This window comes from Pantoea allii, from assembly GCF_046529425.1.
GTDB classification, from domain to species: Bacteria; Pseudomonadota; Gammaproteobacteria; order Enterobacterales; family Enterobacteriaceae; genus Pantoea; species Pantoea allii.
Window position 1 is genome coordinate 614987 of sequence record NZ_CP125958.1, and the last position, 26828, is coordinate 641814.

At 50.5% G+C, this 26828-nt stretch carries 25 protein-coding genes and 1 other RNA gene; 8 read left to right on the forward strand and 18 right to left on the reverse strand.

The window, feature by feature from the left end; translation table 11 throughout:
* Positions 1-46: 46 nt before the first annotated feature.
* The 3 genes from rsmI to QNH99_RS02965 all read left to right on the forward strand — a co-directional run bounded on the left by rsmI (position 47) and on the right by QNH99_RS02965 (position 3516).
* Positions 47-907, forward strand: a complete 861-nt coding sequence (gene rsmI, locus QNH99_RS02955; protein ID WP_063877362.1) for a 16S rRNA (cytidine(1402)-2'-O)-methyltransferase — start codon at positions 47-49, stop codon at positions 905-907.
* Between the two features lie 63 nt (positions 908-970).
* An RNA gene (gene rnpB, locus QNH99_RS02960) (RNase P RNA component class A) lies at positions 971-1346 on the forward strand.
* 559 nt (positions 1347-1905) lie between these two features.
* On the forward strand, positions 1906-3516 hold the full coding sequence (locus QNH99_RS02965) for a glucan biosynthesis protein (protein WP_172898014.1): 1611 nt from the start codon (positions 1906-1908) through the stop codon (positions 3514-3516).
* Positions 3517-3578: 62 nt separating this feature from the next.
* Here the strand turns inward: QNH99_RS02965 and QNH99_RS02970 are convergent, their stop codons facing one another.
* The 6 genes from QNH99_RS02970 to QNH99_RS02995 all read right to left on the reverse strand — a co-directional run bounded on the left by QNH99_RS02970 (position 3579) and on the right by QNH99_RS02995 (position 9597).
* A complete protein-coding gene (locus QNH99_RS02970; RefSeq protein WP_063877360.1) occupies positions 3579-4604 on the reverse strand; it encodes a fimbrial protein in 1026 nt (341 codons plus the stop codon).
* A gap of 23 nt (positions 4605-4627) precedes the next feature.
* Positions 4628-5137: a fimbrial protein gene (locus QNH99_RS02975; RefSeq protein WP_082875147.1), complete on the reverse strand. Its 510-nt coding sequence runs from the start codon at positions 5135-5137 to the stop codon at positions 4628-4630.
* The gene (locus QNH99_RS02980; RefSeq protein ID WP_283355860.1) at positions 5134-7641 is read right to left on the reverse strand and encodes a fimbria/pilus outer membrane usher protein; all 2508 of its coding nucleotides are present in this window, start codon (positions 7639-7641) and stop codon (positions 5134-5136) included. Before QNH99_RS02980 ends, QNH99_RS02975 begins: the two co-directional genes overlap by 4 nt.
* A 20-nt stretch (positions 7642-7661) precedes the next feature.
* A complete protein-coding gene (locus QNH99_RS02985) occupies positions 7662-8339 on the reverse strand; it encodes a molecular chaperone (protein WP_172898012.1) in 678 nt (225 codons plus the stop codon).
* A gap of 51 nt (positions 8340-8390) precedes the next feature.
* On the reverse strand, positions 8391-8915 hold the full coding sequence (locus QNH99_RS02990; RefSeq protein ID WP_410517266.1) for a fimbrial protein: 525 nt from the start codon (positions 8913-8915) through the stop codon (positions 8391-8393).
* A 145-nt stretch (positions 8916-9060) separates the two neighbouring features.
* The gene (locus QNH99_RS02995; RefSeq protein ID WP_063877356.1) at positions 9061-9597 is read right to left on the reverse strand and encodes a hypothetical protein; all 537 of its coding nucleotides are present in this window, start codon (positions 9595-9597) and stop codon (positions 9061-9063) included.
* A gap of 2103 nt (positions 9598-11700) precedes the next feature.
* Between QNH99_RS02995 and tdcB the strand changes: the two genes are divergently transcribed.
* Entirely contained in the window at positions 11701-12690 is a 990-nt protein-coding gene (tdcB, locus tag QNH99_RS03000) for a bifunctional threonine ammonia-lyase/L-serine ammonia-lyase TdcB (RefSeq protein WP_063877354.1), read from the forward strand.
* 10 nt (positions 12691-12700) lie between these two features.
* A complete protein-coding gene (tdcC, locus tag QNH99_RS03005; protein ID WP_063877353.1) occupies positions 12701-14029 on the forward strand; it encodes a threonine/serine transporter TdcC in 1329 nt (442 codons plus the stop codon).
* A gap of 100 nt (positions 14030-14129) precedes the next feature.
* Here the strand turns inward: tdcC and QNH99_RS03010 are convergent, their stop codons facing one another.
* Positions 14130-15104, reverse strand: a complete 975-nt coding sequence (locus QNH99_RS03010; RefSeq protein WP_063877352.1) for a glutathione S-transferase family protein — start codon at positions 15102-15104, stop codon at positions 14130-14132.
* Positions 15105-15357: 253 nt separating this feature from the next.
* Here QNH99_RS03010 and QNH99_RS03015 point away from each other — a divergent pair, with 253 nt between their 5' ends.
* Positions 15358-16278, forward strand: a complete 921-nt coding sequence (locus QNH99_RS03015; RefSeq protein WP_283355863.1) for a formyltransferase family protein — start codon at positions 15358-15360, stop codon at positions 16276-16278.
* 25 nt (positions 16279-16303) lie between these two features.
* On the opposite strand, the gene QNH99_RS03020 is transcribed toward QNH99_RS03015, so the two are convergent.
* The 11 genes from QNH99_RS03020 to QNH99_RS03070 form a co-directional block, all read right to left on the reverse strand.
* The gene (locus QNH99_RS03020; RefSeq protein ID WP_283355864.1) at positions 16304-16996 is read right to left on the reverse strand and encodes a VIT1/CCC1 transporter family protein; all 693 of its coding nucleotides are present in this window, start codon (positions 16994-16996) and stop codon (positions 16304-16306) included.
* 65 nt (positions 16997-17061) lie between these two features.
* Positions 17062-17622: a cytochrome b/b6 domain-containing protein gene (locus QNH99_RS03025; protein WP_283355865.1), complete on the reverse strand. Its 561-nt coding sequence runs from the start codon at positions 17620-17622 to the stop codon at positions 17062-17064.
* A gap of 234 nt (positions 17623-17856) precedes the next feature.
* Positions 17857-18267, reverse strand: a complete 411-nt coding sequence (locus QNH99_RS03030; RefSeq protein ID WP_063881035.1) for a DoxX family protein — start codon at positions 18265-18267, stop codon at positions 17857-17859.
* A 205-nt stretch (positions 18268-18472) separates the two neighbouring features.
* Positions 18473-18757, reverse strand: coding sequence for a YqjK-like family protein (locus tag QNH99_RS03035; protein WP_063877348.1), 285 nt, complete (start codon positions 18755-18757; stop codon positions 18473-18475).
* Positions 18757-19152: a phage holin family protein gene (locus QNH99_RS03040; protein ID WP_172823880.1), complete on the reverse strand. Its 396-nt coding sequence runs from the start codon at positions 19150-19152 to the stop codon at positions 18757-18759. The genes QNH99_RS03035 and QNH99_RS03040 overlap by 1 nt, the downstream gene beginning before the upstream one ends.
* A 2-nt stretch (positions 19153-19154) precedes the next feature.
* Positions 19155-19460 (reverse strand): DUF883 family protein, encoded by a 306-nt coding sequence (locus QNH99_RS03045; RefSeq protein WP_014604934.1) that lies wholly within the window; start codon positions 19458-19460, stop codon positions 19155-19157.
* A 35-nt stretch (positions 19461-19495) separates the two neighbouring features.
* On the reverse strand, positions 19496-19870 hold the full coding sequence (locus QNH99_RS03050; RefSeq protein WP_063877347.1) for a DUF1090 domain-containing protein: 375 nt from the start codon (positions 19868-19870) through the stop codon (positions 19496-19498).
* A 187-nt stretch (positions 19871-20057) separates the two neighbouring features.
* On the reverse strand, positions 20058-20405 hold the full coding sequence (gene mzrA, locus QNH99_RS03055; protein WP_063877346.1) for an EnvZ/OmpR regulon moderator MzrA: 348 nt from the start codon (positions 20403-20405) through the stop codon (positions 20058-20060).
* Complete coding sequence (locus QNH99_RS03060) at positions 20402-21076, reverse strand: DedA family protein (RefSeq protein WP_063877345.1); 675 nt, start codon at positions 21074-21076, stop codon at positions 20402-20404. Before QNH99_RS03060 ends, mzrA begins: the two co-directional genes overlap by 4 nt.
* Before the next feature lie 312 nt (positions 21077-21388).
* Positions 21389-22165, reverse strand: coding sequence for a transcriptional regulator ExuR (gene exuR, locus QNH99_RS03065; RefSeq protein ID WP_063881033.1), 777 nt, complete (start codon positions 22163-22165; stop codon positions 21389-21391).
* 92 nt (positions 22166-22257) lie between these two features.
* Complete coding sequence (locus tag QNH99_RS03070; protein ID WP_063877344.1) at positions 22258-23562, reverse strand: MFS transporter; 1305 nt, start codon at positions 23560-23562, stop codon at positions 22258-22260.
* Positions 23563-23961: 399 nt separating this feature from the next.
* Here QNH99_RS03070 and uxaC point away from each other — a divergent pair, with 399 nt between their 5' ends.
* Both uxaC and QNH99_RS03080 read left to right on the forward strand, forming a co-directional pair.
* Complete coding sequence (gene uxaC / locus QNH99_RS03075) at positions 23962-25377, forward strand: glucuronate isomerase (protein WP_096011215.1); 1416 nt, start codon at positions 23962-23964, stop codon at positions 25375-25377.
* A gap of 2 nt (positions 25378-25379) precedes the next feature.
* Entirely contained in the window at positions 25380-26828 is a 1449-nt protein-coding gene (locus tag QNH99_RS03080) for a tagaturonate reductase (RefSeq protein WP_283355867.1), read from the forward strand.

Here is a 26828-nt window from a genome sequence, read left to right on the forward strand (position 1 = left end):
TTTTTTTCAAGATGCTCAATATTAAATCGGCAATTCGGATGAAACAATGAAACAACTCGATCGGGCAGACATTTCCGCCAGCACGCTCTACATCGTGCCAACCCCAATAGGTAATTTGGCTGACATTACCCAGCGGGCGCTAGCGGTACTTTCCAGCGTCGATCTGGTCGCAGCGGAAGATACACGTCATACCGGACTGTTGCTACAACATTTCGCCATCAATGCGCGACTCTTCGCACTTCATGACCACAACGAACAGCAGAAAGCAGAAATCTTGCTAACCAGGCTGCAACAGGGAGAAAGCATAGCTCTGGTTTCGGATGCTGGCACGCCGTTAATCAACGATCCGGGTTATCACCTGGTCCGCCGTTGCCGCGAGGCCGGGATTCGCATCGTTCCTTTACCTGGTGCCTGTGCAGCGATAACAGCATTAAGCGCAGCGGGATTGCCGTCTGATCGTTTCTGTTACGAAGGGTTTCTGCCCGCCAAAACCAAGGCGCGTTGTGATGCCCTGCGGGCGTTGGCTGAGGAGCCGCGCACTCTGATTTTTTATGAGTCCACGCACCGCTTGCTGGACAGCCTGCAGGACATGGTGACGGAACTGGGTGCCGACCGCTATGTGGTGCTGGCGCGTGAGTTGACGAAAACCTGGGAAAACCTGAATGGTGCCCCGGTGGGTGAGCTCCTGGCCTGGGTGAAAGAGGATGAAAATCGCCGTAAAGGTGAGATGGTGCTGATTGTTGAAGGCCATCATCCCGACGAAGAGGCGCTTCCCGCGGAAGCCCTGCGCACGCTGGCGCTGTTACAGCAGGAACTGCCGTTGAAAAAGGCAGCAGCGCTGACGGCGGAGATCCACGGGGTGAAAAAGAATGCGCTCTATAAATACGCGCTGGAGCAACAGGCATAAGCCTGACGCGTTGCCTGCGCGCCGGGCGTGACAGCGCGAGCTAAACCCTCTATAATGCGCGCCGAAGCTGACCAGACAGTCGCCGCTTCGTCGTCGTCCTTCTCTGAAGGAGACGGGCGAAGGGGAGGAAAGTCCGGGCTCCATAGGGCAGGGTGCCAGGTAACGCCTGGGGGGGAAACCCACGACCAGTGCAACAGAGAGCAAACCGCCGATGGCCCAGTAATGGGATCAGGTAAGGGTGAAAGGGTGCGGTAAGAGCGCACCGCGCGGCTGGTAACAGTCCGTGGCACGGTAAACTCCACCCGGAGCAAGGCCAAATAGGGGTTCACATGGTACGGCCCGTACTGAACCCGGGTAGGCTGCTTGAGCCAGTGAGCGATTGCTGGCCTAGATGAATGACTGTCCACGACAGAACCCGGCTTATCGGTCAGTTTCGACTTCTTAATGCAAACCCCGCGCAAGCGGGGTTTTTGCTTTGTGGGGTGGTGTGGTGCAGTGCAGAAAGGCGATGAATGACTGTCCACGACGCTGTTCATAAAAGTACGCGGCTTACCTGTCAGTTCCGCCGTCTTAATGCAAACCTCACGCAGGCGGGGTTTTTGCTTTGTGGGGCGGTGCAGAAGGCGATGAATGACTGTCCACGACGCTGTTCATAAAAGTACGCGGCTTACCGGTCAGTTCCGCCGTCTTAATGCAAACCTCACGCAGGCGGGGTTTTTGCGTTGCGGCACCTTAACCTGATAAATACCTGTTCATCACGTTAAGAAGACAAAGGCCCTTTCGCTGAATGCTTTCACTTCTCAGGCAAATCCCATGCAATTAATTGCTGCCGCGCTATACGCTCATCCCACATGTTGACGTGATAGCCTGTCATCTGTTTGAGAGGCAAAGGTTTCTCTCAGCTATAGTTGAAGGCGGCTTACCGGCAGCAATCAGCTCACCATTTTGCCGCACATGGCGCGAATTCATTGAATGAGTATTAAAAAAACAGGTGGATCATGGTTACAAGAAGGACTTTACTGACTTATTCCGGGGCTTTTGCTGCCTTATCTGCATTAGGCATTTCCCCTGGCGCTATCGCAGCAGGTGTTCTCAAAATGGGTGATAGCAAAGCATTTAACTTTGAAACCTTAATTGCCCAGGCCAAAGCGCTGGCGGCTAAACCTTACGAAAAGCCCACTGAATTCGACCCGTCATTGTTATCCAACATAACCTATGACGCCTACATGAAAACGGTCTACAAACCGGACTATGCGCTGTTTAAAAACGCCGGACGGTTTCCTGTTACCTTTTTTATGGTCAACGGCTTACACCGTATGCCGGTGAAAATGCACGTTGTTGAAAATAACGCTGCGCGCGAAATCATACAAAATATTGATTACTTCACCACCACGGACAAAACCGTCAAGCTGCCTCCGCTTAAAGGTAACGTGTTTTCAGGATTTCGGGTGCTGGCCAGTCAGGATACGTTAAAAACGAATCCACAAAACGACTGGATATCCTTTATGGGGGCTTCCTACTTCCGCGCCATCGGCGAACTGGGCCAGTTTGGATTATCCGCGCGTGGCATCGCCCTGAATACCGTTCAGCCCGGCATGGATGAAGAGTTTCCTGACTTTACGGATTTCTGGTTTGAAGCGCCTAAAGATGACAGCAAAAACCTGACCGTCTATGCGCTGCTCAACGGGCCGAGCATCACCGGTGCCTATAAATTTATCCTGCACCGCAGCAAAGGCGTGGTGCAGGATGTCGAATGTACGCTGTTCCTGCGTAAAGACGTTCAGCGTTTCGGGATTGCCCCTCTGACCTCAATGTACTGGTTTTCAAAAACGGTCAAAGGCGCAGGCACAGACTGGCGTCCGGAAGTGCACGATTCAGACGGCCTGGCGATGTGGACCGGCAGCGGCGAACATATCTGGCGACCACTCAACAATCCTTTACGCGTGGTGACGTCGAGCTTTAACGACGAGAATCCGCGAGGATTTGGTTTGCTCCAGAAGGACAGAGCGTTCGACAGCTACCTTGATGCGGCTCACTATGAGCGGCGGCCCGATCTCTGGGTGGAACCCATCGGCAAATGGGGCAAAGGCTCGGTGCTGCTGGTGGAAATCCCGACTGACGATGAAATCTATGACAACATCGTGGCCATGTGGGTGCCAGAATCTCCGGCTAAAGCGGGCGAACAGCATCACTTCCATTATCGACTGCACTGGCTGGCCGATGAGCCTTATCCTTCCACCCTGGCGCGTTGTGGTGCGACCCGACTGGGCAGGGGCGGTGTGCCGGGTTCAGACCGTCCGCACGACAGCCGTAAGTTTGCCGTCGAGTTCCGTGGCGATGTGCTCAACCATCTGCCGTCGGGCGTGTCGCCAGAAGCCGTCCTTTCTGCGTCGCGTGGCACGTTTGAGAACGTGCTCGTGTCTAAATTGCCGGACGATTCAGGTAACTGGCTGGCACAGTTTGATTTGGTGGCGGGGGAAGGTGATCCGGTAGAGCTTAAGCTCTATCTGAAAGCACAGGGCAACGTGGTGTCGGAAACCTGGTGCTACCAGTACCATCCGTTCAACTCGCCGGCAAAGCCCTGGCCAACGGCGTGTGAAACAAAATAAAGCAAAGGCAGCCCAACCTCAGGTTGGGCTGCCTGTTATGATCCCTGGTGCTGGTTTTCTAATTAATTATAAACAAACGTCAACGCTGCGGTGGCATTGGCTACGCCGGGTGTCAGGTCCCCGGTTCTGATATAGCGTGGTGTCACCTGGAAAGAGAGATTACTGGCATCCGATGCGGTTTTGATCAGGTTTCTGCCCGGCGCACCGCCATACCTTGCCGGATAGCTGAGCTGAACCGGTGTCGTACTGCTATTGAGTAAAAGCTCAACCCCCACGCCTTGCGCATCTGATTCACCGGTTAAGTTCAGGGTGGTGGTCGTATTTGCCGGATTCGTTAAGTCACTGAAAATAGCCTCAACGATAACATTATCATCGCACTGCAAATTAATGGTTACCGGTTCACCAGCATATACGCTGTTAATATTAGGCAGTTGCTGCGTTCCCACGGCGCCCATATTCGCGACAAGGCTGCGCGTCATAATGTCACAGCCTTTGTTATTCACCGCCAGTGAGCTGATATTGGCATTCACCGGCACGGGATAAGCACCGCTGAGTAAGTCTCTCATTTGTGCTCTGCCAGCGCTAAACGTGATGCTGTAAACGTTGGGGGAAATGATTTCGCCTGTCGTGACAAATTTGTATTGCAAGGTGGTCTGGACATTGGAAATACCCAAAAGCGATGTAGAAGTGAGTTTGGTTTCCGCAGAGCCAATGGGTAACATGCCGAGACTGGATGCGCCAGAAATCGTATTAGGTACCATTCTGGCTTTTAATACGACCCCAATGCCGGTGATGCCTGTTCTGTATATTGAATGATTACCCGAGCCATCATTGTAGCTGATACCGGTGGGGGAAAGATTGCTGGTGTCATACCAGCCATATTGCCATGTGCCTACCCGATGTGTTTGCCCACATGCGTTTGTATTCCAGCCGCTTAAATCAACGCCTGCCGAAGAAGGTGCTTGATTACTCATATTGACTGAAATGGCGGGTACGGTTATCTCACAGGAACTGTCTGTCTCATAGGCGTAAACCGACGGGTGAGCGCTAACCAGAATAATAAAAATCAGGATGATCAACTTATTCATAGAAACCTGCTTTATTAACACGTTTAATCGTATTCAAGGTTAAAGGTTGCGGTGGCATTAGCCATGCCGGGCTTAACCGCTGCGGTTGATTTATATCGAGAGTAAAACTTCAGCTCTGCGTCTGAATTGGGTGTCAGAGAATAATGTGCTGAAGCGAAATTTAACGGGATCGGGTTTTTCTCTTTATCCAGAATTTCAATGCCGATGCCACTGGCTGATTCATTCATTTCAGTGAGCCTCAGCAACGAACTGTCTGCCAGATCGGGCGTGCCCTCGAAAGTGACTTTAACGCCAGAGGCCAGCGACGAGCAGTTACGTAAATAAATACTGAAAGGCACCAGTTCTGACGTTAACTGGCCCGCTGTAAAATCACGACTTGCCACCGTGCCCATGTCAACCGACAACTCTCTGGCGTTGCTGTCCACCACACAACCATTTTCTGAAATAATGCCATTTATCTGAAGGATAATATCGTAGGCATGTGTGGATGAATAACAACAGAGTAAGGGGAGAAGAAGTAAAATTCTGATCATTCGCACCTCAGATGTTTTTTGATAATAATGCCGTTTGATGTGATGTTGGCAAGATCGAAGCGCAGATTGCAGCGTTGATCCTGACGGCTTCCCCAGCTTGCCGTGAGCGTTCCACTTTCCGGTATACCTGAAAGGAAGACGTTGCCGTTGTCGCCGACAATGCTGCTAATCGCAGGGTCTTTTACTGTCACAAGGGTACCCAGCGGCAGGGCTTTACCATTTTGCGTCAGCGTAAATAACGCCTGAAGCCCTTTCCTGACATCATATTTAGCGCGCGTCAGCGCACCCTGAGTCGGCACCGTATTTTTAACCGCTTCCTCCAGTGTGATATCTGGCGGCAGTGTTGACTGGTCGAGCGCAATGCGGTTATTTCTGTATGCGGTGGCGTAAGGAAGATAGGTATATCCGCGCCAGTCGGTTTTAACGCCCGTTCTGTTTTCAACGGATAATCCTGAGGCACCTGCTGCATCGACAAGTATATTGGTGTCCCCCAGCGCCTGACCAAAGGTTATTCCCTCCTGGTGAATAATGACACCGCCATCAATCCCAATACTCGCCTGACGATAGTGTTTACTGTAACTGTAATTTGATGTGACGGCGTTATAGGCTCCGTTGTAGGTCAGCCCGGCACTCCCGCCGTAGGCCTGGCCATTATTGCTGTAAGATTGTTGAAGGTTATAACTGAGGTTTCTGTTTTCCAGCGCAACCCCGTTAATTCCCGTCGAATGGGTATAATTCCCTTTCGCATCATAGTGTGTTCCAGCCGTTGCCCAGGCCCGGCGTGCAGTGTGAGGGGCTGAATTCCGGGTAAATTTATCCAGCGGCAAAGAAAATAATAAAGATAGGCGTTTATCCGTTTCCATTTGCCACGGATTACGGTTATAGCTCAAAGCCAGTCCTGCGGTAATGTCGTAAAGTGTGGTATTAAAACCGGCCTGCAATGTCGTGTTTTTCTTTCCCATGTTCCAGTATGTTTGTTCTAAACCGGTGAGATAGACAGAACCAAATTCACCCAGATCCTGAGATAAACTGGCCTGAAGTTGACCTTTACGGGCAAAGCGTAGGTTATAAGTTGTATCAAGATTCAACGAGCCATCTGTATTGAAACCACGACCGTCAATTTTTTTCCATGTGGTATCACTAAAATTATAAAATCCGTCAGTGGTAAAGCGATAGCTCAATAATTGGAACGTTGTGCCAGAGGTGTTCAGCGATTTCGCATACTGAAACTTATAGGCGTTTCCGGCATGCTGACTTTTATCGGCTAACGTACTCTGGGCATGGGTTGCATCAACCGAAATCGCGCCCATAAAGCCCAGGTTCATGCCTAAGCCCAATGACCAGGCTTTATAATTATCGCTTAACTGACCACCGCCATAGAAAGACATTCCATAGGGTAAACCTGCAATAAGCGTGGCCTGAAAAAACTCCGGTGAATCTTGCATCGTCAGACCACGGTATTTCCCGGAGGTCAGACTGTATTTGATGCTACCTTCTCGTTGTAATACCGGCAGAGAAGAGTAAGGCATGGTGTAAGACTGAACTTGCCCATCACTTTCTGTAATGTTGACCGTCAGATCGCCGCTGCTTCCCGTGGCGTAGAGATCGGTTAATTCAAAGGGCCCTGGAGGAACGTAGGTTTCATAAACAACATAGTTATTTTGTTTCACCGTCACTCTGGCATTGGTTTTCGCTATGCCTCTGACCACGGGTGCAAAGCCTCGACGGCTGTCAGGCAGCATCGCCTCATCCGACGAAATTTGCAGACCTCTGAAATTGAAGGTGTCATAGATCGCATTGGACGTGCTGTATTCACCTATTGTTATGATGCTGTCGAAGTCTAACAGCGGACGTTGTAAGTAAGTGCGGATGTTTTTCCATTCGCTGTTACGCGAATCGTGGGTTTCATTAAACGTCCAGGTTGAATTATTTCTTAAGCGCCAGGCACCGAGGTTGGCACCGCTATCCAGGGCCAGAAAATGATTTTCCGCGTCATAGTGATTGACCTTGCCGGTTGAGCCGCTGTATCGATAGTTAAGCAGTAACGCTGGGATACCGTGATCCCACCGCGTTTTGGGTATGTGCCCTCGCGCGGTATTGAAAAGCACGGATTGTGGCGCGCTAATCTCAACTTTTAGCTTCTCTGGCACAAAATTAACATGAGAACCTGGTATGTCATCTTCTATGAAAATACAGGCGCCGGGTTTAGTTATGTCACGGGTATTAATCCCGACAGCGACCAGGATTTTCTCATCGAAACATGGAACAATGTTCTTACCTTTCTCAATAAACTTTATTTCCGCCGAAGTGGCATAATCGCTGTTCAGATAGATATCAACTAAATAAATACCGGGCGCGATAACATTGCCATTTTGAAAGTTTTCCAGATCGGCTACAGATGAGACTGTTGAATCAATCAGCCCAGGATTAAATTTATAGTTGGCGGTGGCCTGAAAGGGGAAATGTATCAGAACAATCAATGCCAGTTTTCCATAACATTTCATCTTAATCTCCGGTTTTCAATTTATCTGACATGCACGACAGGCTCCATACCGCCGTAATCGTTAATAACCTGATAAGTCATCTCCTTTGCCGGAGCAATATCAATGCTTGTCTTACCAAAAGGCGCAATTGTGATGCTTCTTGTTTCAAGAAATTGATTTTTGCTCTTTATATTGGCGACATTGATATAATAAGGCGTTGGGTTATTAAAGGTGACCAGGCTGTCTTGTCGGGTGGTTTGCAGTTTTTTAATGGCTTCGCTGCTACTTAATGGAAGATTGTTGGGGCGATAAAATAGTTTTAGCCGACTGACGATGGCAAACTGTAGGCTGCTGCTATCAGGTTCGGTGTTATTATTTTGCGATGGTATCGCTTTGACATTAAGCCAGTATAAGGTTTCACGATCGGACGGGCGCTTTTCGCCAGAAAAAATGATGCGTAACAGGTTTTCTTTATTGGGCTGAATAATGAATAGTGGTGGTGTAAGAACAAAATCATTGCTTTTGTTGCTGGCGTCATCTTCAACCCATGACTGAATTAAATAGACTGCGGCTGTATCCGTATTGGTGACAGAAAGCGATGCTTGTTTAGCATTTTCATTATAAATAACGCGGGTAGCGCCTACACCAATACCGCCTGCATTAACGCTCAGACTGGCGCATAACAAGGCCATATAAAGTACAAATCTGATGATGTACATGTTTACCCTTACTTGAAGAGAATAATGGCAGGGTTTCCCCTGCCAGTGTTATCAGGCATAAGTGATAGTAAAATTGGCAGAGCTGTCGACGGAACCCACGGTGACCGTGTCTGAAACCGATATCATGTCTGCTTTAAAGGTATAGATATTGGTACTGCCGGACAGTGCTTCTGCTGGCGTAGCCGTACCGAGGGTGATCTCGGCATTGTTATTATCAACAAGATAGACGCCAACCCCTGCCGCGGTTCCGGTTGACTGAAGTGCATTTTGGGTCGCATCTTTTACGCCGTCAAACGTCACTGCTGCTGTGCTCGACGTGCCATCACACTGCTCTAAAATAATTTTAAAGGCTTTAGGATTTTGCGCCTTCGTTCCTGCGGCATCACCAAAGGTGCTGGCTTTGACCTGACCGAGTTGTACGGTTTGGTAGGCAGTATCACTGGAAACGACACAGGCTGTATTAACGACTTCACCTAGAAAATTAACGGTGCCACCATTGACTGTTGCGGCATGGCCCAGGGTAGTTACGCCCATAAATAACATGGCAACAGAACTGATAAGTAACTTGTTTTTCATTTAAGAATTCCTTTTATATAATGAACTTTGACAGAATGTAACTAACTAATGAAATTTTAAAATATTGCTAATTGCCTCCTTTTCCTTATTGCCATTCTTCTGCTTTTTATCATGACGGGAGCAGTTGATGCTGAAAAGCATATGCCTAGTGACCCGAAAGAATATCTCTGCAAATGAGCAATCCATTCACATTGCAGTTATCTAATCCATGTTCTTTTAGTATTTTCCTTTTAAGTCCATAAAGATATTTCAAAGAAAGATTATATTTCATTGCAATTTCACGCATTCCTTTACCCTTGCAAATCATATAAATGATCTGGTATTCAATCTTTGAGGCGTATCTTTTTATCACGTCGCTTTCTTTTACGTTCTGCAGAACGTCAATAAGATCCTCTTTTGTGATCTTTTTTGAAACAATTCGCGGGTATTTTTCCTGCGTATCGTGGCAAACCAAAAAATCAGCAATAATAATAACTCTGGGTCCATGCGCCTTCTGGTTTGAAAGATAGTTTCTACGTTTAATATGATCCTGGATCGATACGATGAGAAGATCGTTTTTATCAGGATGGAACGTTGTAAACCTGTTTGTGTTAATGAATGCTTTATCACAATGTAACCCACATAAGCTTGTTTCCAGGCCGATGAGAAAATAGCTGTCATCGGAAATAAAATACGTTTTCATTCATTACCTTGATGACATTATCTCTTGTTTGAGTGTTTTACTAACTGTGTAAATAGTGCCTCATCACTTTTTTTTTCATCATTCTAAGTTGGTTTTTTTTATTGTCCACACTCAGGTTTTTCTCTTTTTTTTTAACAAATGAAATTTAGCCTGTCTTTGTTTTTTGTTTTAAGGGAATATAAATTAGCTTATTTAATAAATAACCTTTGTTAGTTAACTTTATGTTTTTATTATTTTCATCATATTGATTTCATTGAATAAAAATAATTTTGATTTTAATCAAAAACTTATATTCACAATGCGTTACGGATATATGACTGCGCTTTAAATGAACACTGGTCTATAATATTGTCATTTTGTGATTTTTGAAGATAATCTATTGCTTATGTTCGGTGTTTTTTAAAATAAAGGTTGATGCTGATAAATGTTATTCTAACTTGATCAGAATATATGTTGGTTTCGTAGAAAACTCCTGGAAATGTTAAAGTCAGCTTTATGCCTGCTTTACCTATCAATATGAATTTATCAATGGAAAAAAACATTATTTACTGACGGTGTTTTTTAAACATCCTCTAAGCGTCAGGCATCTTTTCTCTCAGTATTATCTTTTCATTCACATTGAGTTGCGATGATTTATAAGAAAGCGCAACAATCTAATAGCATCTTATGCGATATAACCCTTTGCTCTCTTTATGATGACGTGTGTTCCTTTTATTCTTGTCATCGTTACTCTGTATGATAAATGCGCACTTTGCCCTGACAGGGCGAGGAGCGAGAAGCAATGACGTTATGAAAGCCTTGTTGATGCCGATGCGGAGCCCCTTTTTTATACACAGTAACCTGCCTCCGACAACGGAGAGGGGCTTTAACGGGGCGGGAAGAGAATGGACGTTTTGAGATCTGTCAGCGCAGGGGACGTATCACTCTGCTGTAATGCGTTGTGCTTCCCCCTTATCATTTATGACTGTATTTTGCTGTTTGCCTGTTTGCCTGTTTGCCTGTTTGCCTGTTTGCCTGTTTGCCTGTTTGCCTGTTTGCCTGTTTGCCTGTTTGCCTGTTTGCCTGTTTGCCTGTTTGCCTGTTTGCCTGTTTGCCTGTTTGCCTGTCTGCCTGTCTGCCTGTCTGCCTGTCTGCCTGTCTGTCTGCCTGTCTGCCTGTCTGCCTGTCTGCCTGTCTGCCTGTCTGTCTGCCTGTCTGCCTGTCTGCCTGTCTGCCTGTCTGCCTGTCTGCCTGTCTGTCTGTCTGTCTGTCTGTCTGTCTGTCTGTCTGCCTGTCTGTCTGTCTGTCTGTCTGTCTGTCTGTCTGCCTGTCTGCCTGCCATCACTCTATCTGTCCTGACAGCTCCTGGCTGCCAGCAACGATCCCTTCGGCAGCGGATAAATCACAGGAAGGGACATGTGCGAATAGTATGCGCGAGCCAGTCTTAATGATGCGTTTCAGTATGAGATGAAAAATCCACCGGGAAAGGCGACATTCATTTTTATTTCTATGGTTAAGACTTACTCAAAAAAGAGGCTTTTAGGTTGCGCTGTATTTATTTTAAGCAGCGCCTTAAAACGTTGTGTATATAGTATTTTTATTGCGCAGTTTGGCCGTGTTTAATATTTTAATAGCCTTTCAGCCAATATTGATCATTATCATGATTTTTCGCGGAATCTCATATCTCAGTGACAATTGTGAGAAACAGCACAACCTTTTTTTTATTGATCATTAAGATTCGTAGCGGATAAAAAGGATGTAGAGGAAAGTCATTATGTATAGATATACGCAACCACGAACGTGTTGGTTAACATTTTATCAGTCAACGCCAGACAGTATTGCCAACCCGTTGTGGAATCCTCGCTTTAATGCTGCCTCTTTTGTAAAACCATCTTCTGCCTCTTCTGTTCGTCAGCCGTGTTCTTCTGCGTCAGACGCGGTGTTATCGCCCGCCTTTTCATATCCTGCCGCTGCCCATTCCTCGTTAAATCAACTGCATAAACGCCTGCTGATAAAGCACGTTGTGAAGCGAAAGCGTTAAGCGCGTTGCACTTCCTGATTTTACGATTGCATTTCTCTTCGGGGAATTGTGCTGGATACGTTTTGCCTGAAAAAGGAGTTTATATGAATAACAATGATAATGTTCCCGTCACCCTGGATGAAATTTATGCCGCTAAAGAAAGGCTAACTGGAAAAGTGTATAAAACCGGCATGCCACGTTCAAACTATCTTAGCGAACGCTGCGGCGGGGAAATATTCCTTAAATTTGAAAACATGCAGCGAACGGGCTCATTTAAAATCCGTGGCGCGTTCAATAAAATGAGTTCGCTGACAGAAGAAGAAAAACGTCAGGGCGTTGTCGCCTGCTCAGCCGGTAACCATGCACAGGGTGTTTCACTGTCGTGCGCCATGCTGAATATTGACGGTAAAGTCGTGATGCCTAAAGGTGCACCAAAATCCAAAGAGGCGGCGACGCGGGATTACTCCGCTGAAGTGGTCATCTACGGTGACAACTTTAATGACACCATGACCAAGGTGGATGAAATTGTCGCCAACGAAGGCCGTATATTTATTCCTCCTTATGATGATGTGAAAATCATTGCCGGACAGGGCACCATCGGTCTGGAAATCCTTGAAGATCTCTACGATGTCGATAACGTCATCGTTCCCGTGGGCGGCGGCGGGCTGATTGCCGGTATCGCCACTGCGATTAAGTCCATTAATCCCACAATTACCGTCATCGGCGTGCAGTCTGAAAACGTACACGGTATGGCAGCCTCCTTTTTTGCTGATACCATAACGCGCCATCGTCTTACCGGGACTCTTGCGGACGGCTGCGATGTCGCCCGTCCGGGCGATCTTACCTTCGCGATTGTGAGAGAATGGGTCGATGAGATGGTGTTAGTAAGTGAAGACGACATTCGTAAAAGTATGATTGCATTGATCCAGCGAAACAAAGTGGTTACGGAAGGGGCCGGCGCGTTGGCCTGCGCCGCGCTGTTGAGCGGCAAAGTTGACCACTACATCCAGGGGCGGAAAACCGTGTGCATTATCTCAGGTGGCAATATCGATTTGTCCCGGGTTTCCCAGATTACAGGTTTCGCTGACGCATAAAGGATAAGTTATGAGTAATTCTGAAAATATTCTCGACCAGGAAAAAGCGTCGACCTGGCGTAAGTCCGATACCACATGGACACTGGGTCTGTTTGGTACGGCCATTGGCGCTGGCGTGCTTTTTTTCCCCATCCGGGCCGGTTACGGTGGCCTGATTCCTATTTTGATCATGCTGGTACTCGCCTATCCCATCGCGTTTTACTGCCATCGGGCGTTGGCCCGGCTGTGCCTGTCAGGCAGCAACGTTTCGGGCAATATTACGGAAACTGTGGAAGAGCATTTCGGAAAAACCGGCGGGGTGGTCATTACCTTTCTCTATTTTTTTGCGATTTGTCCGCTGCTCTGGATCTATGGCGTCACCATCACCAATACCTTTATGGCATTTTGGCAATATCAGTTACAGCTGCCGGTACTGAATCGCGGCGTGGTAGCGCTGTTTCTGCTGTTGTTGATGGCTTTTGTCATCTGGTTTGGCAAAGACCTGATGGTAAAAGTGATGAGCTGGCTGGTGTTTCCGTTTATCGCCAGCCTGGTGGTGATTTCGCTCTCGCTGATCCCGTACTGGAATTCCGCCGTGATTGATCAGGTCAGCCTGAGTGATATCACCTTTACCGGCCACGATGGCATTCTGGTCACCGTATGGTTAGGCATTTCCATTATGGTGTTCTCGTTCAATTTCTCGCCGATTGTTTCTTCTTTTGTGGTTTCCAAGCGTGAAGAGTACGAGCCGGAAATGGGCCGGACCTATACCGAAAACAAGTGCAGCCAGATTATCTCGCGCGCCAGCATGTTGATGGTGGCCGTGGTGATGTTCTTTGCCTTTAGCTGTCTGTTTACCTTATCACCGCAAGACATGGCGGACGCTAAAGCGCAAAATATCCCCGTGCTCTCCTATCTGGCAAACCACTTTTCATCCATGTCTGGCGAGAAGTCCACCTTCTCTACGGTGCTGGAATACAGCGCGTCGGTGATCGCCTTAGTCGCTATTTTCAAATCGTTCTTTGGGCACTATCTGGGCACGCTGGAAGGGTTGAATGGGCTGATTATTAAGTTCCGCTATAAGGGCGATAAAGACGCCGTGTCCAGCCGCAAACTGAATACGCTGAGCATGATCTTTATTATGGGATCAACCTGGCTGGTGGCTTACCTCAACCCCAATATCCTTGACCTGATTGAGGCAATGGGTGCGCCAATTATCGCCTCGCTGCTCTGCCTGTTACCGATGTTTGCTATCCGCAAAGTCCCGGCGCTGGCAAAATATAAAGGCCGGGTGGATAACGTCTTTGTTGCCGCGATCGGCTTACTCACTATTTTGAATATTGTGTATAAGTTTTTCTGACGGTCATTTCCCTCGGTTTGACCTGACGTGCGCAGTCTGCCAGCGCACGTCAGGTCCTTTCACATCCCGGTTTATCTTCACCTGATGCGGCGTTCTGCTGCTAACCGCGACCGTGCGGCTCATCCCAGTTAAAAGCAGGCCCTACAGAGATGACACCATGCGGGTTGATGGTTTTATGGCTGCAGTAGTAGTGATGGCGAATATGAGGCAGGTTTACCGTGTCGGCAATCCCGGGCATTTGGTAGATATCACGCAGAAAACCGCTCAGATTCAGGTAGTCGCTAATACGGTGACGGTCACATTTAAAATGGGTGACGTAAACCGGATCGAAGCGCACCAGCGTGGTCCATAAACGTAAGTCAGCCTCGGTTATCCTGTCGCCGGTCAGATAACGATGCTGTCCTAAGATCTGCTCAAGACGAGACAGAGAATGGAACAGGGCGCTAACCGCTTCGTCATAAGCGGACTGCGAGGTGGCGAAACCGGTTTTATAGACGCCGTTGTTAACGGTGTCGTAGATCCAGCCGTTAAGCTCATCAATCTTTTCACGCAGCTCAACCGGGTAATAATCCCCCGCACGTGCACCCACGGCATCGAATGCACTGTTAAACATGCGAATGATATCGGCAGACTCATTGCTGACGATGGTGTTCTGCTGTTTATCCCATAACACGGGCACGGTAACGCGACCGCTGTAGTCCTCATCCGCATGTAAATAGAGCTGATAGAGAAATTCATTTTGATGCAGTTTGTCTCCGGTTGCATCCGGGAAACTGTCATCAAACGTCCAGCCGTTTTCCAGCATCAGCGGATGAACCACTGACACATCAATCATGCTATCCAGGCCTTTAAGCTGACGCATCAGCAGGGTGCGGTGTGCCCACGGACAGGCAAGCGAGACATAAAGATGATAGCGATCGCGTTCTGCCGTAAACCCGGCTTTGCCACCTGGGCCTGCGCTGCCGTCGGGCGTCACCCAGTTACGCCATGCGGATTCTGAGCGCTTAAAGCGCCCACCGGTTGATTTGGTGTCATACCAGGTGTCATGCCAGACACCGTCAATTAACTGGCCCATGTTGTCTCCAATACAAAGGATAAGAAGAAAATCTCTCGCTCTAACCATAGGTGGTTATGGGTGACTCCGACAGCACACCACGTGCGTTGCCGGACATTTTGCTGAACAGCCTCAATAACGGCTATATGGCAAACGCGTCAGAGGCGTATTTGAGCACAGAATACCTTATGATTGGCCCCTCTTCGGCCTGAACCCGATAAGCCGTCCAGCACGCCTGTCCCGTTGGAAGAGGCACTAAAAGAAGGAAAGCGTAATGAAAGCGGTGCTCTTTGGTTATCACGAAATGGCCTGTACCGGCCTGAAGGCATTAATGGATGCCGGTTTCACGGTCAGTGCCTTGTTTACCCATGCGGACCCCGCTGCCGGTACGCAGTTTTACGGTTCCGTCGCCCGCCTGGCTGAAGGTTACAACATCCCGGTTTTTATCACAGAGGATGTCAATACCGCGGAATGGCAAGCCCGGATTGCCGACTTTGAGGCGGACTACCTGTTCTGCTTTTCTTACCGTCAGGTGCTCAGCGAGGCCATTCTGTCGTCGGTAAAAAAAGGGGCTTATAACGTGCATGCTGCCTTATTGCCTGCTTACCGTGGCCGCGCCCATCTCAACTGGGTGATTATCAAAGGGGAGACCCAAACCGGCGTCACGCTGCACCGTATGATCAAACGCCCTGATGCCGGTCCGATCCTGGCGCAGAAGGTCGTTGACATTCATCCCCAGGACAATGCCCTTGCGCTGCATACCCGATTAGTCGCGACCACCGGGGAGATGCTACCGGGCTGGCTCAAGGCGCTGGTGGCGGGCCAACTCGCTGAAATCCCCCAGGACGAACGCGCAGCCAGCTGTTTTGGAAGCCGTAAACCGGAAGACGGACAACTCAACTGGCACGACAGCGCCAGCGATAACCATAATCTGATTCGTGCGCTGGCATTCCCCTGGCCTGGTGCTTTCAGCGTTAATGGGTCACAACGATTTACCGTCTGGGAAAGCCGGGTTATTAAGGCGGATAACGTCAGTCAGCCTGGTGAGGTTGTTTCAGTCAATCCGTTGGTTATTGGCTGTGGGCAGGGGCAACTTGAGATTCTGCAGGGGCAGTCTGTGGGGGGCGAATCCGTCCCAGGCAGCACGCTGGCAGGCCAGCTCGGGCTGATTGTCGGGCAGCATTTGACGCGCTGACGGCGTCAAATGCTGCGTCAGGCGATTATCCGAGCGCCTGTCCGCAAAGATAACCTACTGATGCAGACAGGCCCATCGCCAACAGGCTCCAGAAGCAAATCCGCGAGACGCTTTTTCTTACTGGCGCGTCCCCGGCCCGGGCCGCCGTCGCGCCAAGCAGCGCCAGCGCCAGGAGCGCCGAGGCCGCAATGGCGGGTAAGGCGAAAGGCCCGGTGATGAGCATCGCGATCGCGAACGGTAAAATACTGCCTGATGCGAAACTGATTGCTGAAAACAGGGCGGCCTGAAGCGGTTTCGCGCTGCTGAAGGCCGTGATGCCCAGCTCATCTCTGGCGTGCGCGGCCAACGCATCATGGGCCATCAGTTGCTCTGCCACCTGATGTGCCAGCTCAGGAGACAGGCCGCGCGCCCTGTAAATGGCCGCAAGCTCCATGGTTTCAGCCGTAAAATCGGCCTCCAGTTCGGCTTTTTCCTGCAGCAGAGACGCTTTTTCTGTATCGGACTGTGAGGACACCGAGACGTATTCTCCCGTTGCCATCGACATCGCCCCTCCGACGATGCCTGCCAGCCCGGCGAGCAACACGTTATGATGGCTACTGCTGGCAGAAACTACCCCGGCCAGCAGGCTGGCAGTGGATACGATGCCATCATTCGCGCCCAGCACGGCGGCCCGCAGCCATCCGGCGTGTTCAATTTTGTGTGATTCACTATGTAGCATCCGGTCTTCCAGTGATAAGCGATTCGTTTAACAAGGAGGGCGACAGCCTGCATGCATGTCCTTTGCTATTTTTCATAGCGGGATAGCAGGATATGAAGCACGCCCATCGCGCCATGGCTGTAAAAATAAATCTCTACAAAGGTGGTCAGGAATTTATGCCAGTGCAATACCTCACGCGTCAAATCAGGTGTGGCGAGCGACGTACTGTTAAATAAAAACCATAGCCCACCAGAACAGGCGACCGCGATCAACGCGATAACCCCCAGGCCTTGCACCGTCGCGGCTATCCCACCGCCATGTGCCTGTGGGAGTTTCAGGCCGGTCAGCTGTACGACATCGTTTCGAATACCCCGAAAATCCAGCATAAGCCAGGCGAAGTACCAGCGAAAACCCCGCTGAACCCGCATCCAGATGAGCATGATAACGCCCGCAGCGATCAGCAACAGTCCTGAGAGAATATGTAGCCAGGTTATCAGCGTCTCCAGGTTATGCCCGCCGAGCGCTTCACGTGCGGTGAAATTGGAATTAATGATCTGCGAAAGGATCAGCACGGCGACCAAAAGATGAAGCCGTCGAAAAAAGGGCGCATCGTGATGGGGAAGCCACTGACCATAAGACACTTTCATAGCGTTGCCAAAAAGAAGAGAGACGGAACGCTATATTTCCATGAGTAGATTAGGCTTACCTTAAGCAGGGCGCGGAGGTGTTATCCCGCTCAACCAGAAAATCTGCGCGCGGAAGACAGCATGTTATCTGTTCGGGCGGTCCAGTGAGGGCAATTTGGCAGGGGAAGGGCATAAAAAAACGCACCGGAAGAAAGCAACCGGTGCGTTCAGATAACGCGAGGCGTCGGGCGTCAGTTAGCGCGCCAGAGCACCCTGTGGTTTTTTGCCGATCAGGCGGTCAATACTGTACGCACCAGGACCCACTAAACCTAACACCAGGAAGCCCCCTGCGATAGACAGGTTTTTCATGAACATCAGCTGGTTAACGCCTTCTGCGAAGTTACTGTGAAACAGAAACGCGGTCAGAATAGTAAAGCCAGCGGTAAACAGCGCAGTAAAGCGGGTCAGGAAGCCAAACATAATGGCCAGGCCGCCGCCAAACTCCAGCAGAATAACCAGTGGCAGTATGAAACCCGGCACGCCCATCGCTTCCATGTACTGCTGAGTGCCAGCATAACCGGTAATTTTGCCCCAGCCAGAAACGATAAACAGGATAGTCATCAGGATACGGGCGGCCAACAAACCACTGTCTTCGAATTTTTTCATCATAAGCTCCAATGCTAAAAGTTTGCAAGGCGACGCTGCCCGCAGTGAATATTCCCGTTAACCGCATGATGGCGATTAGCCGGGCTGATAGCTGGAGATGATAGTAGCGAGGGGTTACAGTTGTAAGCAATATAAACTGTCGATGTTATTCAGTAAATTTGATAAAAAGCAAAAGCCAGCCGCAATCGGGCTGGCTTTGGGGGATTCAACGCGGGGGAAGAGCGGATTTCACCATGCGCCATGTACTCCACAGACCGAAGCCCCGTTTCGCCCAGCGGAGCAGGCGATTAGGGCTGCGAATGGAATAAATGGCTAACGCACTACTGCCAATGGCCAGATAACGTTTCAAACTTAAAAACGTAAACCAGCCACGGTCGTAAGAGGCCGTGATCTCCAGCCAGCCACGCCGCGCCGCGCTCAGATCCAGGCGTTGCTGCTGAACCTGCTTTAGCAGTTCATCGATGCGCGCTTGACGCTCACGGCAACTCATTAGTGGTTATCCTCGAGCAGATCACGATCGTTAGCCAGTTCTTTGCGCGTATGGCGCAATAGCGTGGACTGACGTGACTTACGCAGTGTCCATAGCCCAAAGATCAGCGCCAGCAAGAACAGCACGCCGGTGGTGATGGCAATGGCCATTAAACGGTACTGCGCATCAACTGCCCAGATAATCAGCACCATCAGGCTCATCAGGCCAAAAGCAGTGAAAAGCATGGTCAGGCCAAGCATCAACAGCATCTGGATCAGATTGGCCTTCTCTTCTTCCAGCTCTACCACTGCAAGACGAACGCGTGTTTCGACCATACTGACCAGCGTGGTAACAATACGCTGACCAATGTTGATGACCCCTTTGGCCGGTCCGTGGTTCTGCTGTGAATCCGTCATGATTAACGACGCGAGATCAGCATACCGATGGCAACGCCAATCGCCGCACCGATACCTACGCCGTGCCATGGGTTGTCACGCACGTAACCATCCGCTTTTTGTGCGGCTTCACGCGTGGTGGCCGCCAGGCGCTCACCGGATTCACCTAAACGCTCGCGAGAGCTGTCCAGCGCAACGCGCGCTTTGTGACGGAGTTTATCCAGTTCACCTTTTGATTTTTCAGTTCCGCTGCTCAGGACTTCTTCCAGCGTATCCGCCAGGTTTTTCAGTTCAGCACGCAAATATTCCGATGATGTGTCTTTAGACATGAAATACTCCTTTAACATCAGTAGATTGAATCCGATTAATAGGGCTCCGCCTGTAACTTCTTAAGCTCCTGGCGTGCTTCTTCCAGCTTGTGTTCGCGTTTCGCAATCTTGTCCTTGTCATGACCTTCGTCGCGCTCTTCCTTGAGTTCGCGCTCACGCTCAGCCACTTTCTGCTTCTGAGCGTTAATTTTTTCCAGATGTGAGGCTTTAAGCTTTTTATCGGTACATCCTGCCCGCACTTCGGTCAGGGCGCGCTCCAGGCCGTTTACACGACGCTGGTTGTTATGCTTCTGAGCCATCTCGATTTCGCGCTGAATATCCTGCTCTTTTTGCTGACACAGCGACTGTGCTGCCATCAACGAGCCTGAAAGAGAAAACAGCACCATTCCCAGCAGTAATTTGTGTTTCATTAGGCTTTGTACCTTCCATTGTTGCCTGACTTAATTCAACGTGGTGCACAAGCATTCCGCACTGCGTTGATAACCAGCCTTAGTTTAAGCATAGACATCAGGTGGAAAAAGTCCAAAGATCACCGATATACAGAAAAACGCTCAGCACACCTTGTTGGTGAGATGAGCGATAAGAAAGGAATACGGACTAGGCGAGAGAAAGGTGAGGCATCGGGTCGTGTTGAGCGACGATAAACCCCTCTGGCAGCAGGCGACGCAGCACTTTCTGCGCGGCCAGGCTCTGCTCTTCATTATCAAAATGGATAATCAGCGCATCGCCAGAGGGCGTGATGCTTTTGATACGAATGCCCTGAGCGCTCAGCTGTTGATACAGATAGAAGCCATCGGGCATCGGCGCACCCGCATGTGAAACGCGAATCTGTACCACGTTTTCATGACGCATCAGGTTGGGCACCATGCTGATAGCAATCAGCGCAAATGCGCCACCAATTAACCAGGGAAGCCAGCGTTTAGGAATGACCTGTAACAGTTTCATGAGCCCTCACCACGCTGGTTTGCCCGGCGCTTACGCCACAGCACAATCAGCGAGCCTACCAGCCCAATCACCAGTAACGCCAACGGCAACATCATCAGGAAAAACATCAGTTCATCTTCGTAACGGCGGAAGATGGGGGTTTTACCTAAGGCAAAGCCCAGAACGGTAAGGATGACGACCCATAAGAAGCCGCTCATCCAGTTAAAAAACTGGAAACGGGCATTACTTAAACCAGAAAGCCCGGCAATCGTCGGCAGCAGGGTACGCACAAAGGCAATAAAACGACCAATCAGCAGTGCCGATAAGCCGTGGCGGTGAAACAGATTATGGGCGCGCTGATGATAGCGGGCAGGAAGGTGCGATAACCAGTTTTGAACCGTCGGCGTGTTCCCCAGCCAGCGGCCCTGAATATAGCTGACCCAGCATCCCAGGCTGGCACCGGTCGTGAGGACCAGAATGGTCAGCGGGAAGCCCATGGTTCCTTTGGCAATCAGTACGCCCACCAGAATCAGCAAGCTGTCGCCAGGCAGAAAAGCGGCAGGCAATAAGCCGTTTTCCAGAAAAAGGATCATAAATAAAACGCCGTAAATCGCCCATACCAGCGTTGGATCAGAAAGCGTTTCATAATCCTGTTGCCACAAGGCATGCAGCAGCGCTTGCAAAATTTCCATCAATCGTTCCTGAACATCATCGTTAATCATGTCCCACAGGGACCTCAGCGCAGACTGACATTTGTTATATATTTTGAGAGCGTCGTCTGAGCAAGCGTTTCTGGATCCTTCCAGAACTGATTGTTAAATCAGCGATTTGATAAGCCCTTATCGCAAAAGGTAAGAAAAGGGTGATAACTGTAACAAAAATCATGCATCGGAGACAGAACTACTCCTAAACGAACAGGAGTTTTACCCTCTGTATCACGATGTAAAAAGGAGTTTTACATGTCCTGACACTATTGCAGATTAACTGACTGTTATTAAGTCAGGTTAACGCGGAATCGTGTCTGCATCCGGAAGCACAACCGGATTTTCGCTAAACATGTAACGGTCGACGTTGAACTCAAAATCGTCGGCGGTGGCGTTAAATAACATCTGCTTGGTATTTTCGAGATGTTGCCACATTGCCAGCTTACTGGCGGCGGGATCTTTGCGTATTAAGGCTTTCAGAATCTGATCGTGATCGTCACACCAGCTTACGATACTGCGCTGATCGATATGCTCATGCAGCTTAAGCCAGTAGGGATTGTGCAAGCGGTGCAGCCACATCTTTTCTACAATCGCGGCCAGGGCGCTGTTTTGCGTCGACTGGGCGATGCGAACGTGAAACTTCATATCCCATTCCGAGTCCCTGAAATGGTCCTCCTGACGGGCTTTCTCCTGAATCGCCATTAAATCGACGATATCTTTGCGCGTCACCTGGGTTGCCGCGAACTCTGCCACGTTACTTTCGATAAGCTGGCGGGCCTGCAACAGCTCGAAAGGCCCAAAGGCGGCAAACTCTAACTGGCTGCTGCTTTCGGCAACCCGGTTTTGCTGCTGGCTGGAAATGACATGAATGCCCGACCCTTTGCGCACCTCAACGTAGCCTTCGACTTCCAGCATAATAATGGCTTCGCGCACCACCGTGCGGCTGACTTCCATCTCTTCAGCGATCAGGCGTTCTGCGGGCAGTTTCTCACCCACCTGATAAACCCCGTTTTCAATGCGGCGTTTTAACTCGCTGGCCAGCTGTTGATAAAGTCGACGAGATTCAGTGAGGTCCATGACACCGTCCAAGGTAACGATCAGATAAGATAAGTTGTTATACCACTTTGCGGTAAGAGATGAAAAGGGCTGGCGCAAGCCAGCCCGCAGGATTAGCTACGTACCGTCGCAGCCGCAGAAGGAGAAGGTGGTGTCTGAAGTTCAGATATGGGCTGATTTTTTAACACTGTCCAGATGACGATGGCGCCCAGTAAATCGAACACGGCCAGCGCGGCAAACAGGGGGCTAAAGCCTAATGTATCGGCCAACGCACCGACGACCAGCGCAAACAGGGTACTGGCTGTCCAGGCTGCCATGCCGGTCAGGCCGTTGGCGGTGGCAACTTCGTTACGGCCAAACACATCGGAAGACAGGGTAATCAGCGCACCAGACAGCGCCTGGTGGGCAAAGCCGCCGACGCACAGCAGCGCGATAGCAATATAAGGGCTGGTAAATAAACCGATGGTGCCTGGACCTATCATCAAAACGGCACCCATGGTGACCACCATTTTGCGTGACACAATCAGGTTAACCCCAAACCAGCGCTGAAACAGCGGTGGCAGGTAGCCGCCCAGGATACAACCAAAGTCAGCGAACAGCATCGGCATCCAGGCAAAAAGCGCGATCTCTTTAAGGTTGAAACCATAAACCTTAAACATAAAAAGCGGAATCCAGGCGTTAAAGGTGCCCCATGCGGGTTCTGCCAGGAAACGTGGCAGGGCGATCCCCCAGAACTGGCGATTACGCAGAATCTGCAGTGCCGACATTTTGGTGCTGTTGCCGGTCTGATGCTGAAGCTCCTGACCGGAGATGATGTAGTGACGCTCTTCTTCACTCAGCTTTTTCTGCTGTTTAGGATGTTTATAAAACACCAGCCAGCAGAGCGCCCAAATCATGCTCAGCACGCCCGAGATAATGAACGCCATCTGCCAGCTATGCGCGACAATCGCCCAGACCACCAGGGGAGGCGCCAGCATGGCACCGATTGACGAGCCGACGTTAAAGTAGCCTACCGCCACGGAGCGCTCTTTAGCGGGGAACCACTCGCTACTGGCTTTGAGTCCGGCAGGGATCATCGCCGCTTCTGCGGCACCCACTGCACCGCGTGCCAACGCCAGACCGCCCCAGCTTCCCGCCAGCGCTGTCGCGGCGCAAAAAATCGCCCACAGTACAGCAAATACCGCGTAGCCCACTTTGGTACCTAATAAATCAAGAACATAACCCGCTACAGGCTGCATTACGGTGTAGCAGGCAGAGTACGCCGCCACAATATAGGAGTACTGCTGGGTGGTGATATGCAGTTCTGTTTGTAGCGTTGGCGCTGCCACGGCAATCGTGTTACGCGTCAGATAGCCGAGCACCGTTCCGAGCGTGACCAGGCCAATCATATACCAGCGTAATCCTTTGATCTTACGCATTCTGTACCTCTTCCAGTTGTTTGTGCGGTCTTACCGCTGTTGTTATCTGGAGCGGGACATCTCGTGATACAGCTCTGCTCACGCCCGCCGGTCCTGCACCAGCGACCGTTATCTGCCTTGCCTTGTGTAAGAAATTTGTTACCTTGCGGTAAAGCGAGAGCCTAACTTGTTATACAACTTTAAAAGTTGAAAGCCATCACAAAAACCCGCAATAGCTTGTGGGATACTGCAAACAGATGAGATCACAGCCAGTTAGCGCGCTGCAGGCGACAATAAGGTCCATATGAGATGTGATCATCTTGCTTAAATGTGACCTGAGTCGTAAAAAAACCTGCAGTCAGCCAAAATTGGTATGATAACTTTGAGTCATTCAGGGGTAATCCCATAAGGAAGCTTTGTATGTCGCGTTTCATGACCGAAGATTTTTTGCTGGACACTGAGTTCGCCCGTCGTCTTTATCACGGCTACGCCAAAGATCAGCCCGTCTACGATTATCACTGCCATTTACCGCCGCAGCAGATTGCTGAAAACTATCGTTTTGCCAACCTTTACGATATCTGGCTGAAAGGCGATCACTATAAGTGGCGGGCGATGCGGGCTAACGGTGTGGCAGAGGCGCTGTGCACCGGCGACGCCAGCGATCGGGATAAATTCAATGCCTGGGCGCGAACGGTACCGCAAACCATCGGCAATCCGCTTTATCACTGGACGCATCTGGAATTACGTCGTCCCTTTGGCATTACCGGCGTGCTGCTGTCCGAAAAAACGGCCGATGAGATCTGGCAGCGCTGCAACGATTTACTGGCGCAGGACGATTTCACTGCGCGCGGCATCATGCAGCAGATGAACGTTAAGATGGTCGGCACCACCGACGATCCGCTGGACGATCTGACACATCACCGTGTGCTGGCGGAAGACAGCAGCTTCAAGGTGAAGGTGCTGCCAAGCTGGCGTCCGGATAAAGCCTTTAATATCGAAGCCGACACCTTCCTGCCGTGGATTGAAAAACTGGAAAGCCTGACCGATATCAGCGTGCAGCGCTTTGATGATTTACGTCAGGCGCTGAGCAAACGTCTGGATCACTTTGCGGCACACGGCTGCAAAATTTCCGACCATGCGCTGGATGTGGTGTGTTATGCCGATGCGGATGAAACCACGCTGGACAGCATTCTGGCGCATCGTCGCGGCGGCGCAAAGCCGGATGCGCAGGCTATCGCCCAGTTTAAAACCGCAGTGCTGGTATGGCTTGGCGGGGAATACGCTCGTCGTGGATGGGTGCAGCAGTACCATATTGGAGCGTTGCGCAATACCAACCAACGCCAGTTCCAACTGCTGGGCGCAGATGTGGGCTTTGACTCCATCAACGATCAGCCTGTTGCCGAACCTCTGGCCCGCTTACTTGGCGCGCAAAACCTCAATAACGCCTTGCCTAAAACTGTCCTCTACTGTCTGAATCCGCGGGATAATGAAGTGCTGGCAACCATGGCCGGAAATTTCCAGGGCGAGGGCCAGGCAGGGAAAATGCAGTTCGGTTCCGCCTGGTGGTTTAACGATCAACTGGATGGCATGCAGCGCCAGATGACACAGCTGGCGCAAATTGGCCTGCTGAGCCGCTTCGTCGGGATGTTAACCGACAGCCGCAGCTTCCTTTCTTATACCCGTCATGAATATTTCCGTCGGTTGCTGTGCCAGATGATTGGCCGCTGGGTCGAACAGGGCGAAGCGCCTGCAGATGAAGCGCTGTTGGGCCAGATGGTACAAAACATTTGCTTCAACAATGCCCGTGACTATTTTGGCATTGAGCTGGGAGCCTGACCATGAAGCGGCTGAACCGCCACGACTTTCCCGGCGCGGTCTACCACGATCGCGTGATTCAGTTCGGTGAAGGTAACTTTCTGCGTGCCTTTATCGACTGGCAACTTGACTGGCTCAATGAACATCAGGGCACAGACGCCGGTGTGGTGGTGGTCAGGCCGCGTAATCGCGACGTCAGCGACAATCTGAATCAGCAGGACGGTCTGTATACCACGCTGATTCGCGGGCTGAACGCACAGGGGGAACAGGTGAGCGAAAGCCGCCTGATCCGCAGCCTGAACCGTGAGATTCAGCCTTACCAGCAGTTTGACGATTTTATGGCGCTGGCACGTCAGCCCGACATGCGGTTTGTGTTCTCCAATACCACCGAAGCCGGCATCACGTTTACCGAAACCGATCGATTAAGCGATCGGCCTGCATCCAGCTTTCCGGGCAAGCTGACGCAACTGCTTTGGGCGCGTTACCAGCATTTCGAAGGGAATAAAGAGAAAGGCTGGCTCATCGTGCCTTGTGAGTTGGTCGATCACAATGGCGATATGCTGCGCACTCTGGTGCTGCGCTATGCCGATCTCTGGCAACTGCCCCAGGCGTTTCAACGCTGGGTTGATACGTGCTGTGCGTTCTATAACACGCTGGTGGATCGGATTGTGACCGGCTTTCCGTCCGACAGCGCCGCGCTTGAAGATCAACTGGGGTACCAGGACCGTTTTCTGGTGGCCGGGGAAGTCTATTACCAGTTTGTGCTTCAGGGACCCATGGCGCTGTTTGACGAACTGAAGCTTGCCGCACTGACGCCACATGTCCGCCACGTTAACGATATCGCCCCGTACAAAGCCCAAAAGGTGGCCATTCTGAACGGTGCCCACACCGCGATGGTGCCGGTCGCCTGTCTTGCGGGGCTTGAGAGCGTAGGAGAGGCGATGGACGATGAGCAAATCTCTGCTTATGTCGATGCGCTGCTGCGCAAAGAGATTATTCCCACGTTGGATCTGCCAGCCGATGAGCTCAACGCTTTTGCCGACGCGGTGTTGCGCCGCTTCCGCAATCCGTTTATTCGCCATGCACTGCTTTCCATCGCCCTGAACAGCATGACCAAGTTCCGTACACGTTTGTTGCAACCTTTACTGATGTCGCATGCGAAAACAGGGCAGTGGCCACAGCACCTGACGTTTGCGCTGGCAGCCCTGATTGCGTTTTATCGCGGGGAATCGGCGGATAAAAGCTGGCCTCTGCAGGATGAGCCGCACTGGCTGGAACGCTACTCAGAGGGCTGGGCCGCCGTGGCGGCAGAGCAGATCTCTCCTTTAGCGTTGGTCAGTCGCGTATTAAGTGATGCTCAGCACTGGGGACAAGATTTAACACAGCAACCCGGCCTGGCCGAAACGGTCAGCCAGCACCTGCAACGCATCCTCGCGCACGGTATACGTGACGCGCTGAGCCAACGGAGATAA

Bases quoted from the DNA above. Each gene is read 5' to 3' on its own strand.
- rsmI (WP_063877362.1), top strand. From the start codon at position 47: ATGAAACAACTCGATCGGGCAGACATTTCCGCCAGCACGCTCTACATC.
- QNH99_RS03050 (WP_063877347.1), bottom strand. From the start codon at position 19,870: ATGAAACACAAATTACTGCTGGGAATGGTGCTGTTTTCTCTTTCAGGC.
- QNH99_RS02970 (WP_063877360.1), bottom strand. From the start codon at position 4,604: ATGAATAAGTTGATCATCCTGATTTTTATTATTCTGGTTAGCGCTCAC.
- uxaC (WP_096011215.1), top strand. From the start codon at position 23,962: ATGTCGCGTTTCATGACCGAAGATTTTTTGCTGGACACTGAGTTCGCC.
- QNH99_RS03060 (WP_063877345.1), bottom strand. From the start codon at position 21,076: ATGGAAATTTTGCAAGCGCTGCTGCATGCCTTGTGGCAACAGGATTAT.
- tdcC (WP_063877353.1), top strand. From the start codon at position 12,701: ATGAGTAATTCTGAAAATATTCTCGACCAGGAAAAAGCGTCGACCTGG.
- tdcB (WP_063877354.1), top strand. From the start codon at position 11,701: ATGAATAACAATGATAATGTTCCCGTCACCCTGGATGAAATTTATGCC.
- mzrA (WP_063877346.1), bottom strand. From the start codon at position 20,405: ATGAAACTGTTACAGGTCATTCCTAAACGCTGGCTTCCCTGGTTAATT.
- QNH99_RS02995 (WP_063877356.1), bottom strand. From the start codon at position 9,597: ATGAAAACGTATTTTATTTCCGATGACAGCTATTTTCTCATCGGCCTG.
- QNH99_RS03025 (WP_283355865.1), bottom strand. From the start codon at position 17,622: ATGAAAGTGTCTTATGGTCAGTGGCTTCCCCATCACGATGCGCCCTTT.
- QNH99_RS02965 (WP_172898014.1), top strand. From the start codon at position 1,906: ATGGTTACAAGAAGGACTTTACTGACTTATTCCGGGGCTTTTGCTGCC.
- QNH99_RS03080 (WP_283355867.1), top strand. From the start codon at position 25,380: ATGAAGCGGCTGAACCGCCACGACTTTCCCGGCGCGGTCTACCACGAT.
- QNH99_RS02975 (WP_082875147.1), bottom strand. From the start codon at position 5,137: ATGATCAGAATTTTACTTCTTCTCCCCTTACTCTGTTGTTATTCATCC.
- QNH99_RS03010 (WP_063877352.1), bottom strand. From the start codon at position 15,104: ATGGGCCAGTTAATTGACGGTGTCTGGCATGACACCTGGTATGACACC.
- QNH99_RS03020 (WP_283355864.1), bottom strand. From the start codon at position 16,996: ATGCTACATAGTGAATCACACAAAATTGAACACGCCGGATGGCTGCGG.
- QNH99_RS02985 (WP_172898012.1), bottom strand. From the start codon at position 8,339: ATGTACATCATCAGATTTGTACTTTATATGGCCTTGTTATGCGCCAGT.
- QNH99_RS03030 (WP_063881035.1), bottom strand. From the start codon at position 18,267: ATGAAAAAATTCGAAGACAGTGGTTTGTTGGCCGCCCGTATCCTGATG.
- QNH99_RS03040 (WP_172823880.1), bottom strand. From the start codon at position 19,152: ATGACGGATTCACAGCAGAACCACGGACCGGCCAAAGGGGTCATCAAC.
- QNH99_RS03045 (WP_014604934.1), bottom strand. From the start codon at position 19,460: ATGTCTAAAGACACATCATCGGAATATTTGCGTGCTGAACTGAAAAAC.
- exuR (WP_063881033.1), bottom strand. From the start codon at position 22,165: ATGGACCTCACTGAATCTCGTCGACTTTATCAACAGCTGGCCAGCGAG.
- QNH99_RS03015 (WP_283355863.1), top strand. From the start codon at position 15,358: ATGAAAGCGGTGCTCTTTGGTTATCACGAAATGGCCTGTACCGGCCTG.
- QNH99_RS02990 (WP_410517266.1), bottom strand. From the start codon at position 8,915: ATGAAAAACAAGTTACTTATCAGTTCTGTTGCCATGTTATTTATGGGC.
- QNH99_RS03070 (WP_063877344.1), bottom strand. From the start codon at position 23,562: ATGCGTAAGATCAAAGGATTACGCTGGTATATGATTGGCCTGGTCACG.
- QNH99_RS02980 (WP_283355860.1), bottom strand. From the start codon at position 7,641: ATGAAATGTTATGGAAAACTGGCATTGATTGTTCTGATACATTTCCCC.
- QNH99_RS03035 (WP_063877348.1), bottom strand. From the start codon at position 18,757: ATGAGTTGCCGTGAGCGTCAAGCGCGCATCGATGAACTGCTAAAGCAG.